General features: G+C 42.9%; 6 protein-coding genes. All 6 read right to left on the bottom strand.

The window, feature by feature from the left end; genetic code table 11:
- Positions 1–13: 13 nt before the first annotated feature.
- The 6 genes from DXA54_RS12780 to DXA54_RS12755 all read right to left on the bottom strand — a co-directional run bounded on the left by DXA54_RS12780 (position 14) and on the right by DXA54_RS12755 (position 13,238).
- Positions 14–958 carry a tRNA-dihydrouridine synthase family protein gene (locus DXA54_RS12780; RefSeq protein ID WP_004324279.1) on the bottom strand — a complete coding sequence of 315 codons (945 nt, stop codon included), beginning with the start codon at positions 956–958 and terminating at the stop codon, positions 14–16.
- Positions 959–1,102: 144 nt separating this feature from the next.
- The gene (locus DXA54_RS12775) at positions 1,103–2,203 is read right to left on the bottom strand and encodes a DUF5017 domain-containing protein (protein WP_120079637.1); all 1,101 of its coding nucleotides are present in this window, start codon (positions 2,201–2,203) and stop codon (positions 1,103–1,105) included.
- Between the two features lie 30 nt (positions 2,204–2,233).
- Positions 2,234–4,006, bottom strand: coding sequence for a RagB/SusD family nutrient uptake outer membrane protein (locus DXA54_RS12770; protein WP_004324280.1), 1,773 nt, complete (start codon positions 4,004–4,006; stop codon positions 2,234–2,236).
- A 27-nt stretch (positions 4,007–4,033) separates the two neighbouring features.
- Positions 4,034–7,192, bottom strand: coding sequence for a SusC/RagA family TonB-linked outer membrane protein (locus DXA54_RS12765; protein ID WP_008649014.1), 3,159 nt, complete (start codon positions 7,190–7,192; stop codon positions 4,034–4,036).
- Between the two features lie 159 nt (positions 7,193–7,351).
- Positions 7,352–8,887: a sulfatase-like hydrolase/transferase gene (locus DXA54_RS12760; RefSeq protein ID WP_008649015.1), complete on the bottom strand. Its 1,536-nt coding sequence runs from the start codon at positions 8,885–8,887 to the stop codon at positions 7,352–7,354.
- 292 nt (positions 8,888–9,179) lie between these two features.
- Complete coding sequence (locus DXA54_RS12755) at positions 9,180–13,238, bottom strand: two-component regulator propeller domain-containing protein (RefSeq protein ID WP_120079635.1); 4,059 nt, start codon at positions 13,236–13,238, stop codon at positions 9,180–9,182.
- Positions 13,239–13,344: the final 106 nt, after the last annotated feature.

The raw sequence follows: 13,344 nt of genomic DNA, 5'->3' as shown, positions 1-13,344 counted from the left end.
ACTGGTTATCAGTTCATCGTTGATTAAAAAAGGCAAGGATTGCCTGATTATATTTGTTGAGACTTGTGCTTTTATGAATTGCTTTCAGTAATTTTCTGTCTGCTTGCGGCATTAAATATTCCCAGAAAGTTTTCATTTTGTTCAGAAGTTGTTCGTCTCCTCCTTCCAACTGTTCTGCATATTGATTGTATACGCATTTGTGCATAGATTGCAATTTTTCTCTCATTTCATCGAACTCGAGTGCACGGTTTTGTCTATACTCCAAAGCTAATGCCGGGTTGGCAAGTAATCCCCGTCCTATCATCATTCCGGCTAGTCCGGGAAACTGTTCCTGAATGCGGTGAATATCTTCTACACTATTGATATCTCCATTATAGATGAGCGGATGCTTGCAGGCATTCTGAAAAGCCTCAAACGCTTTAAGGTCAACTTCTCCTTTGTATTGCTGTTTTCCCAAGCGGGGGTGCATAACCACTTGTCGCAAGGGTAGCTCATTGATAATCGGAGCCAGTTTCAGACATTCTTCCGGATCTTCCCAGCCCAACCTCATTTTGATGGAGAAACTTATTTGCGGATATTCTGTAATCAGGCTAAGTAACGCCTGAACTTCTTCGGGATAAGGAAGAATGCCGGAACCATTGTGGCGTTTAGCCAGCATGGGAAAAGGACATCCTATATTGATGTCGACTTCCTTATATCCCTTTTCAATGAATAGGGATAAGATTTTTTCTGCTTTCTCAAAAGAAGGGGCTATCAGTTGGGGAATCAGATGGGCTACCTGATTATTCCCGGGTTCGATTCCGCGGACATCTCTATGGCGGAATCCGCCTTTTTCGAGTCGTACAAATGGGGTATAATAAGTATCTATACCTCCGAAGCAGGCAGCATGAGCATTACGGTAAAACACTTCGGTGTAACCTTGTAATGGGGCAAAATGAATAGGAAGAGTCTTTGGCATTATTTTTATTTTTGTGCAAAGATACAGAAAAAGTAAAAGAGAGGAACCTCGCGGTCCCTCTCTTTCTGATGTTAAATTGATTAAAGTCTGATTTTTATAAACGTTTTCTATGATTGAAGGTTAGAAAAATTGGGGGATATATTTTTATTCTACAACGTTTATAGTCAGTTCACGTACTACTTGACCACCTTGATGGACGTAGTTTGCATTGTTGGCTACGAAAGTAGCGGTATATGTACCGGCCTCTTCATAGGTATGTGAGTATATCTCCAACGATTGCGAGATATTCTTGATAGCTACACCAGCGTCAGGATCGCAGGAACCGTTAAGGAGGATGGGATTGGAGATAAGCCAAGTATCTCCTTTTGTATACCCTGCTGCTCCGCCACTGGTTACGAAATCGCTTGGCTGGCTAATTCTCCAGAAATAAGGAATATTACCGTCTACAGTAGCATATGCTATTTTATCTGCATATTCTGCGCTTTTCATCTCTTCAAGTGTGAGGTTTTTATTTCCTAATGCTTCCTTCAATTTGGTAAGATGAGTGTTGTTTTTTGAAAGATCATCTAAATTATAGGTTACATTTAAAGCCGAGAATTCGAAGTTCTTTGCATTAATTGTGGTTGATTTTCCATTGTTGAACTCCAGATTAAGCTGTAAGCCTTTAATATGTATTACAGGCATTGTGCTGCTATTATCAAGAGGGTTGAGGCGGAAAGCAATGTTGATTTCTTTACCCAAGTAAGATATTAAAGGACAAGAATAGTCTTTAGTATCTTTGGTTGCTTTAGGAAGCTCATTTTGACTGACAAGTTCCGTCCATTCACAATTGGTAACTGCTTCTTTGTCTTTTTCCACATTGTTGCCACTAATTCCTTCGAATTGATCAGATATTAATATGTGAGTAGAACCTTCGATGGTTTTCGCACTACCATAGTCATATACTACGGAGAAGTTGATTTCACATTTTTCTACGTCTTCCGGTTGCATTTCAATTCTGTTCCGGTGTTTGTATTCGTGCCCTATCTCACCGCTGAAGAAACTGATAAAATCAGGGTCACCATCGAAGCTGAACGTTACAGGGTTTCCTTTCTTTACAGTCACAGTTTTGCCATCGAAGCTGACATTGCTGTCTGTCACCACACCCACTTCCATTGCTGTTTCTTCTTTTAATTCCTTGTCGCATGAAGCCAGGGATAGTCCGGCAAAAGCGATAGTCATCAAACTTTTATATATTATTTTCATGTCCTTTTCTTTTTAAAGTTATTAAGAGAATTACCAACCCGGATTATTCGTCTTGATAGCACCGTTTGATCCTATTTCATTGGCAGGAATCGGGAAATAATTGTAAGACTTCGGAATATTGAAGTAAGTATATACATTGATTCCGAATTTCCAGGATTCGTCAGCCTGTGCCTTGTCCACTTGTTCCTGCATCAGTTTGTAATAGTCTCCCCAACGGATCAGGTCGAAACGACGTGTGTACTCGAAGCAGAGTTCCATTGCACGTTCGTCTTTGATAGCTTTGCGGAAGCTCTCTTCATCCAGATTTGCTGCAAGTTTTTTGATTCCTGCACGTTCTCTTACTGCATTGATACATTCATACGCCAAATCATTAGGGCCATGGTTGACTTCATTTTCTGCCTCTGCAATCATTAGCAGAATGTCAGAGTAACGGAGAAGAGGGAAGTTGATGGAAGTATCGTTTTTACTCTTCTTGTCTGCTTCATATTCTCTACGATATTTGGCGGCAGCCCTGTTGCGGTTCTTATTGGCATCGTTCTTCGATTCACGATCACCGTAAGTAGACCCCGGCTCTGTTTTACCATAGCTGAAGGATTTATCCCAGTATTGTTGTTCCACTTCATCTCTTTTTCCCTTTACAAATTCACGACCGTCCACCGGAGTACCTTCTCCTGCTGACTGGGTGTAAGTGAATGGAGCAATATTCCAGTTGCAACGGTCAATGTCATCGTTTGCTTCATACAATTCCAGCAGTTTAGGAGTATTCCAGATAAAAGCGTATGCATAGCCCGGATCACCTTTACCAGTGATGGATGCTTTGGAAGAAAGGTCCTTACCCTGAATGCCGATAATATTACCGATTCTACCTTCTGCACGTACATCCGTCGAACGGTTACCTGCAAATTCTACTTCCCAAATACTTTCATTAGCCTTGGCACCATCCTTATTGAGAGCAGTGTTATACTTATCAGAACAAATGTCGATAAAGAAGTCCCAATATTTGGCAGTTAGTGAATGACCCTCATTCTTGACTAACTGTGCATAGTAACTTGCTTTTTTGAAATATTCTGTAATCTCGGCACTAGTCGTGTTGTTAGCCAAACCCACTTCCTTGTCACGTTTAGGTTCACCGGCCCGGAACATATATACACGCGCCAACATTCCCCAAGCAGCCGATTTGGAAACACGTCCCGGTAAATAGTTCAAATCTTGAGCAGATTTGAGATCCTCGGCAGAACCATACATCTCTTTGATGATAAAATCATAAATCGTCTGTTTGTCCGTACGTGGAATGGAGAGGTTATAGGCATCTTCTGTAGAAGTAGTCTTGAAAGGTACATCTCCCCAACATTCTACCAAAGTAAAATAATAGAATGCGCGTAAGAAACGGGCTTCGGCTTTGTACTGCTTGCGGGTATCGTCGTTCATATCGGGCACTGCATCAATATTTTCCAGGAAAATATTGGCTCTGTTGATGCCGGAGTATAATGTGTACCACAATGCTGCAACGGCCGGATCACTTGTGTTGGCATTGTTACAGATCAACCCACTTTTGTTAGGTCCGCGGTTGGCACCACCATAGTGTCCCAGATCGTCACCTCCTACAAGGTATAAGAACTCATTTCCGTAGAAGGAACTTTGTCCCAGAATGGCATAGGTTCCTGTCAGCCAAGAGGTAGCGTCCGCTTCATTTTTGAAGAAGTTTTCAGGAGTGGTGTATGTCGGGTCTTTTTCCAAGAAATCGCAGGAAGTCAGGTTAAGTCCGACAAGAAGTGATATGATGATTATTTTTATTGTTTTCATATACGTAATTGTTTGAAGGATGATTGATTAGAAACCTAAGTTTATACCAAAACTGATAGAGTAGGCTCTCGGATAAGCGGAGAAGTCCAGTCCCGGAGTCAGTGCGCCTTCACGGATAGATACTTCCGGGTCGTAACCGGAATACCCTGTACATGTCCATAGATTCTGACCGGCAACGAATACGCGTGCATTGTCTATCTTCCATTTCTTGGTCAGTTGTTTCGGCAGTGTATATCCTAAAGACACGGTCTTCAGACGAAGGAACGAACCATCTTCGATAATACGTGTAGAGAACACTTTGTTAGAACCGGAGTCGGTAGCTCTCGGAATATTACTTTCCGGATTTTCCGGTGTCCAGCGGTCTGCGTAACTTGCGTATTGGTTCAAGTCACGTGTTTTATTGCTGTTCTCGAAGAACAGGCGGTTGGCATTCAATACATCGTTTCCATACGACCATTGGAAGAAGATGCTCAAGTCAAATCCTTTGTATTCGAAATTGTTGGTAAATCCGCCCGTATGTTTCGGCATACCGTTACCGATCATAGTGCGGTCGTTATCGTCGATGATACCGTCACCATTCAGGTCTGCGTATTTCGGCATACCCGGTTGTGTATTACTTTCGGAAGAGAAATACGGAACATTGCGTTTCAGTGTATATGTATCACCTACTTTGTCGAAATCTTCGTATTTGTATGTACCTTCGTAGATGAATCCGTACATCATTCCCATCGGATAACCCACTTTGGCAATGTAGCTGTATTGAGAGTTATAGTTCTGGTCAAATTTGGCTGCACTCAACAGAGAAGATTGGTTTTCGGCCAATTCTAATACTTTGTTCTTGTTGAATGCGATATTAAAGTTAGTAGTCCATGAGAAATGACGGTTCTTGATATTGGTTGTGTTCAATGTGAGCTCGATACCTTGGTTGCGTACCTTTCCTACATTCTTCATGGCACTGAAATAACCGGAAGAGGTGGGAAGTGCAGTATTCAGCAACAAATCACGAGTCGTTTTACGATACCAGTCTACGGTTAATCCGATGCGTTCGTCCAGGAAGCCTAAGTCCAGGCCTAGGTTCCACTGTTCGGTAGTCTCCCATTTCAGTTTTCTGTTTCTTAAGGAAGTGGGCACTGTACCTACACTTGTCAGGCTGTTTTCGAACGGATATACACCACTCGGTAGGCTACCGATCGAAATAAAATCTCCAACTTTATCTTTTAATATCTGATATAAAGCATACGTATCATACTCGCCTACACGGTTGTTACCGGTCAATCCCCAGCTTGCTCTTAATTTACCGGAAGAAACAACAGACTTCAATGGTTTCATAAAATCTTCCTCCATGAATCCCCATGCCAATGAACCGGAAGGGAAATAGCCGAAACGGTTATCACCACGGAATTTGGAAGAACCGTCGGAACGGAAAGAAACCGTTGCATAATACAATGATTTGTAGTTATAGTTCAAACGTCCCAGGAAAGAGAGCATAGACCAGGAACTCTTTAATGATTTGGTCGTACTGGGAGTTCCTTCACTCATTCCTGCCATCCCGAGTGCTTCGTTTGGAATTTGCACTGTCTTGTATGAATAGTATTCATAGTCAGAATTTTGCAGAGTTACACCTACCATACTATTAAAGAAATGCTTCCGTTTGATATTGGTCTGATAGGTTAGAATATTTTCGTTCAACCACGTTGCACGTTGAGAATGGTAGATTTCTGCATTCACCTTATCGGATGATTTCGGATTACCATAACGAGTTTTCGAGTTGTTGAATGTTTCCCCTTTGCGGGTATCGAATGTGTAACCGCCGGAAACTTTCAACTTCAATCCTTTGATAAATTCATATTCTGCAAATCCGTTGAACTGGATATAGTTCGCGTACGTCTTGCGATATTCATTTTTCAAAGACATGATAGGGTTGAAACGATAGTCGTTGGTATTGTTTATCGCGTCGTCCATGATGTTATCCATCAACGAGTTTAATGGTCTGTCCGGTTCGGTCACAGGGCGATATCCCCATACACTATAGAACAGGTTATTCATACCACTGTATGAGTTCTGGGAAGGAGAACCACCGGTAGTTGTAGTACTGGAATAGTTGGTCGTCAGATAGATTTTCAGTTTCTTCTTTTGGATGGTAGTACCCATACGGCCTTGTACACGTTTGTAGTTTGATTCCAACAAGATACCGTCCTGGTCATAATAAGATAAAGAAGCATTGTAGCGAACTCCTTCCGAACCACCGGTCAGGCTGACATTGTGGCTTTGCATCCATGCGCTGCGGAAGATTTCATCCTGCCAGTTATATTGCGGGATATTTCTATAATCTTCCAGTCCCCATTTCTTACCGTCATAATTCATGAAGTAGGTAGTTTCCATATCTTTGGGACTACGTTCTGCCTGTAGTTTGACGAATTCATAGGCATCCATCATCGGGATCGTTTTGGTGATATGCTGAATACCGAAACTTCCGTCGTATTTAATTTTAGGTTGGCCGATTGTTCCTTTCTTGGTTGTAATCATCACGACACCGTTGGCACCACGGGCACCGTAGATAGCGGTAGCAGAGGCATCCTTCAGGAAGTCGAGTGACTCGATATCGTTCTGATTAATGGCTGCGGCTATGGAGGGGTCTTCCACCGGGAAACCGTCAATGACATAAAGAGGAGAGTTGTCCTGTGTCAAAGAGTTGTTACCACGGATGACGATGTTCATCTGTCCGCCCGGCATACCTTCGCCCGAACTTACGTTGACACCGGCAATACGTCCGCCTAATGTCTCGCCGAAAGAAGCAGTCGGAGTGCTAAGCAGTTCTGCCATGCTGGCTTTGGCAACAGAACCCGTCAGGTCTCTCTTGCGTATTTCCTGATAACCCACTACCACGACTTCGTCCAGTGTCTTTGTATCTTCCTTCAATGTGATAACCATTGGCTTTTGAGTGTCTGCCTTTATTTCTACAGTGACATAACCAATGAAAGAAATAACCAATATTGAATTCTTATTGGGTACGTTAAAAGCAAATTTACCATCAAGGTCAGTGATTGTTCCTTGTGAAGTACCTTGTACCTGAACACTGGCTCCCGGCACTCCTTCTCCTAAGTTGTCCTTCACTGTACCTTTAACAAGTACCTGTGCAAGTACAAAAGAAACAGAAAACAAGATCAGTCCGATGGAGGAGAGCATCCTTTTTCTAGTTTGAGTGGATAAATGTTTTTTCATATATTAAAAATTAAGTGATTTTATTGAATCTACGCTTGCAAAGATAGACGGATTGAATATTCTAATATGGATAGAATTATTCAAGATTGGTGCAAAATCATACAATTTTTTTGTTCTCATAAACTATTTCTCTTTTATGGATTCTAGTAATTCGGATAACTCTTTCACGATGTCGGGATGTTGTTTTGATACATTCGTTTTCTCCGATGGATCGGAGGATAAATCGTAAAGTTGAGGCTGTTTGTCGTTGCCTAACTCCATTTTCGTCCAATGTTCGATGGCGGGGCCGTCGCTCGGTTCGATGTATTTCCATTGACCTTTTATGATGGCAAGTGTGTTATTGAGATTCTGTTGAACGACATACTCACGGTTTGTATTATTTTTGCCGAGGAGAACGTTCAGATGTTCCTGACTGTCGGGGGCAGCTCCTTTGCGTAAAGGTTGGTCCAAAAGTGAGGCGAGCGATGCATACACATCTATTTGAGAGAAAAGAGCTTGTTGCTTGTTCGGCTTCACCCGGGCAGGCCAGCGGACAATAAATGGAACGCGTGTACCCGCTTCGTAAGCACTGTATTTCCCACCACGGTAGATACCCATCGGAGTATGTCCGTTGAGAAGTTCGTAAGCTTGGTCTTGATAGCCGTCGTCGATAACAGGACCGTTATCGCTGGTAAAGATCAGGATGGTGTTGTCTGCGATGTGGAGGCTGTCCAGTGTGTGCATGATTTCACCGATGGTCCAGTCCAGTTGCAGGATGACGTCGCCACGAGTGCCGAGTCCGCTTTTGCCTGCGAAACGTGGGTGGGGGATGCGTGGTACATGTACGTCTTGCGTACCCATATATAAGAAGAAGGGTTCTTCCTGATGGGATGCAATGAAATTCTTGGCCTTGTTGGTGATGATATCGGCTATGTCTTCATCTTTCCAAAGGGCGGATTTTCCTCCGGTCATCCAGCCGATACGGGGAATGCCGTTGATAATTGTATTGTTGTGTCCCTGGCTGGGTTTTAAAGTGACGAGCTCTGGGTTCTCTTCTCCCGTAGGCCAGTCGCCTACTTTGTGGTCGTAGTTTACGGTGATAGGATCATTGGGGTCAAGTCCTACGACATGTCCGTTTTCTACAAATACACAAGGTACACGGTCTACGGTAGCCGGAATAATAAATTCGTAGTCGAACCCGATGCTTTGTGCGTTAGGGGTAATCCGGTTGTTAAAGTCGGTTCCACCTTTCGGACCGAGTCCCAGATGCCATTTGCCTACTGCACCGGTTGCGTATCCTGCATCTTTCAGCATATCTGCCATGGTGATGCAGGTAGTGTCGATAATGAGTTCAGAGTTGCCGGGAGCGATTCCTGTGTTTTCTTGTCTCCAGGGGTACATACCTGTCAGGAGTCCGAAACGGGAAGGAGTGCTGGTGGCAGAAGTTGCATAAGCATTGGTGAATTGTACTCCTTGTCCTGCCAACCGGTCGATGTTGGGAGTACTCACTTTCGTTGCTCCATAACAGCTTAAATCACCAATGCCGAGATCATCTGCAAATATATAAATAATGTTAGGCTTTTGGTTGTTCTGCCCATTGCTCTTTTGGGGTGCATGACTGCATCCTGACAGCGTGACGATGCCGGACAATAGGGGAAGTAGACGCGAAACGTTTTTCATAATGCTGAATGTTTTAGGAAATAATGTAATGAACACAAAGATAAGCGAATGGAAGAAAAAGAATGAGTAGGAATGTACAAGTGAAGTACAAAATAGTACACTTAAGAAGTTACCTTCTTTATTCGGGCGAAGATGTCCGGACTAAGAAACCGTTTATATCATAAATTTAGGCACGGATTACACGGATTAACGCTGTTGTTTTCATACTCATCGTTTTTTAATCCGTGAAATCCGTGTGATCCGTGCCTAATAATATAAGATTATTTTGCAAGAGTGCTTGTATAGTTGCCTGCTAATCTGTTTCTTCTCCGTCCCCTTCTTCTTCGCTCTCTTCTCCTTTACGATAAGCCAGCGGACTGACGTGATAAATCTCCTTGAAACATTTACTGAAATAGCGGGAGGAGGAGAACCCAATCCGGTCAGAGATCTCCGTGATATTCAGCTCCGGGTTATTCCTTAACATGACAGCGCCTTTTTTGAGACGTATGCTTAGGATGAAATCATTCGGGGTCTGGCCTGTAACTGCTTTCAGTTTAGTGAATAGGTTCGTACGTGCCATACCCATTTCGCGGGCGAAGATATTAACGTTGAAATCCGTATTGTCCAGATGACGTTCGATAATGGCCATCGCGCGGTCGAGCATCTCCTTATCCATCGGGTTGGTAGCCAACATTTGGGCAAAAGCCTGTGGTTGTTTGCTGAACTTCTCTTGCAATAGCCGGCGGGAATTAACCAGGTTATTGCAGCGGGAAATCAGAAGATTGGTATTAAACGGTTTCGTGATATAATCATCCGCACCAATCTTCAAACCTTCGATATTGTGCTCTATAGCAGTACGTGCGGTTAATAATACCACCGGAATATGGCAAGTGTTAAAGTCCGTCTTGATCTGTTTGCAAAGTTCCGTACCCGACATGCGTGGCATTACGACATCACTTAAAATGATGCTCGGCATATCCTTCTGTATCATCTCTAATGCTTCTACTCCGTCGGAAGCCGTACTGACTTGATAGAATGTTTCGAAAATACCGACTAACATCTGTTTGATAGATTCATTGTCTTCCACTATCAGCATTTTGGCGTCTTCGATGCGCTTGTTATCTTCTTCTTTCCATTCCGAATCAGGGATTATTTCTACTGAAGGAACAATAGTCTCTGTTTGCTGGATGGTTTCCGTATCATCTTTCGCTATTTGCTCTTCTGTGAAGTGTTCCTTGCCTAGTTTGAGGGTGATAATGAAACTGCTTCCTTTGCCCGGTTCGCTTTCTACCCGGATTGTGCCGTGATGAAGTTCCACAATACCTTTTGTCAGTGCCAGTCCGATGCCTGTACCGGCTCCGGTATTCAGCGAGTTGAGATGTTCGGTCTGATAGAAACGGTCGAATATCTTATCAATTTCGGCAGCGGCGATACCTGTCCCGGTATCTTTTATTTCAATGATGACATGGTCTTTCTCCTGCGATACATTAATCGAAATTGTATCTTCGGCCTTGGTATGCTTCACTGCATTAGACAGCAGGTTGTTTATTACTTTCTGCATCTGCTTTTGGTCATACCATACTTCAAATTCATCCTTCTGTTTGTTGAACTTGAAGTTGATTTGTTTACTGCTCGCATATTCGAGGAAGAGCAGATAATTCTCATACAGGAAGTTAACCAGATTGTGCTGGCTAACTTTGATCTTCATGTGACCCTGTTCCTGTTTACGGAAATCAAGTAGTTCCGTAATCAGTTCCCGTAATTGGAGACTGTTCTTGTAGATTCCCAATACCTTATTATATATGTTAGGCGTAAATGTCTGCACCTGCAACAAAGTTTCCACTTGTCCCACGATCAGCGTTAACGGTGTGCGGAATTCGTGCGAGATGTTAGTGAAGAAACGGAGTTTCGACTGGTTCAATGCTTCGAGGTCTTCAATATGCTTCTTTTCGTACTTCAAAGACTCACGGAGTTTGATGCGCGAATTATAGTTCTGAATAAGATACCATAACAGGCTGATAGTGACAATGGTATAAATCAGGTAAGCCCACCATGTCTCATACCATGAAGGGAGTACGATAATCAGCAGTCTGGCCTCTTTTATTCCTTCCCTCTGTGATTTGATGACAAGGGTATATTTACCCGGATTCAGGTTTGTATAAGTAATCAGCGTTTGCTTCCGGTAAGTATGGTTCCATTCGTCTGAGAAACCCTCCAGGCGATAGAGAATTTCATCTCTGTTGGCAGGGATGAAGTTGGAAGTGGCATATTCGATGCTAAACATCGATTGATTCGCTTTCAGACTGATTTCCGGAGTATGACAGATCGACTGTTCCAGGATGCCGCTTTCATCTCCCGGAACTACTTCTTTTCCGTTGACAAACAGGCGGGAAAGAATGATATTATATGATTTGGGAGTGAAATGTAATTTTTTCTCCCAGAAAGAAATCATTCCCTGAATACCGCCAAGGAATACTTCTCCGTCATGTGTCACAAATAGTGCGTTTTCATTGACGGCAGTCAACGGGAATCCATTCTCCGTACCGTAATTATAGAATTTCTTGCTTGGATAGTTGAACTGTGAGAATCCCTGATTGGTAATCAGCAATAAGTCTCCTTTCTGTATGGACGATTCGCATACTTCGTAGATACAGTCGCTGGATAAACCATCTGTCTGTACATCGAAGTTTTCAAAGTCATCACTTGCCTTACGGTAACGGTCGAGACCGCTTCCGGAGGTGCAGAACCACAGATTACCGTTACTGTCCTGCATGATACTGTTGATATTATTGTTGCTAAGACTGTTCGGATTAGCGGGATTGTGTGGATAATTAGTAAGTTTACCGCTGTCGAACCGGTAAGAATAAACACCCTCCCCGGTAGCCGCAATCCACAATGTACCGTCTTTATCAATGCAAAGACTGGCTACCATGCCAATACCTCTTCCTTCTTTAGTCTCTTTGAAGAGCTGTTGGCAAGCGCCTGTTGCCGGATTGAAAAGACAAACACCGTTTTGTGTGGCGACAACCAGCTTGTCCTTATAAGGTACAATGTCTCGGACGATATCCGAAGGTAGTGAGGTTGGGTCTCCGGCTTTCATTCGGTAGACTGTGAAACGGTTAGTACGCAGGTCGAGTTTGTTCAATCCTCCCAAGTGTGTACCTATCCACATGATTTCATTAGTCCGGTCGTAGTAGATTGCTTTGACATTGTTATGGGAAATGCTATTTTTGCCCTCTTCGTGGCGATACCACCGATAGGTGTTATCCTTCCGGTTATACACATTCACGCCGCCGCCTTCGGTACAAATCCACAGGTTTCCGTCCTTATCTTCAGTCATTCTACCGACGATCGGACTACTTAGACCTTCTTTCTCTGTATCTCCGGTTTTGTAACGGGTATAGATTTCATATTCTGGATTGAAATAGTTGACACCTCCGAAATAAGTACCCAGCCAAATTGTTCCTTGTTCATCTTTGACGATGCACCAGATGGAGGAGTGGGTAAGTCCGTCGGGTTTGTTCGCGTTGGCAGTGTAAAGTTGGAATTTACCTGTGCTCTTTTCATAGCGATTTAACCCGTGAAAGGTTCCTATCCACAGATTTCCTGCATTATCTTCACAGCAACTCCTTACGAAATCGGTGCAAATACTGTTTGGATTTTTAGGATCATGACGGAAGTTCTCAATGGTACTATCTGTTTTTATCCGGTAGAGTCCTTCTTCCCAGGTACAGATCCATAATTCTTTAGACGAATCTTCGTAAATACTCGCGATATTACCTCTTGTGACAGGTTGGGAAATCTTTTTGTCTCCCGATAAACAGTAAAGTCCGTTACTGGTAGTTCCCATCCACAGATTTTTCTTTTCGTCCAGGTGGAGGCAGGAGAGGGTGATATCTTTTCCGGCAAGATGATAGTAGAGATCGAAGTTTCCGGTACTTTCATTATATACAAACACTTCTTCTCTTTTCCCGATATATAATTTCTCGTTGAAATAAATAGCATCCACATTGCCTTGCAGCAACGTTTTGAATCTTTGTGTGGTCAGATCGAACTCTGCTACCCCGTCCGTACAGAGCAGGTATACCTTCCCGTTTTTGTTTCCGGTGATACGCAGCACTGTATTGCTGAACAAACTGTTCGGATCGTTTTTATTAAGTTTGAAACTTTTGATATCGTTACCGTTATACCGGTTCAGTCCTTCACGCGTGCCAATCCATATAATCCCCCGTTCATCAATATAAAGGCTATTGACAGAAAATTGGGAGAGTCCGTCGTCCGTGGTCAAGTGGCTAAAAGTGATGTTTTGACCTTGTGTGCGGACTCCAGCTACGCTTAAAAATAGCAGAAATAAAAGAATTACTTTTCTCACTAATTTATTTTTTAAGGTGTTTACATCTATGCAAATATATTGTTTTTATTCGATTTCAGTGAATCTTATTAGAAGAAAGTAACTATAAAACACCGGAAGAGAATTC

Origin of the sequence: Bacteroides sp. OF03-11BH, assembly GCF_003604005.1 — a bacterium.
Lineage (GTDB): Bacteria > Bacteroidota > Bacteroidia > Bacteroidales > Bacteroidaceae > Bacteroides > Bacteroides ovatus.
This window is presented reverse-complemented; position numbering and strand designations above follow the sequence as displayed.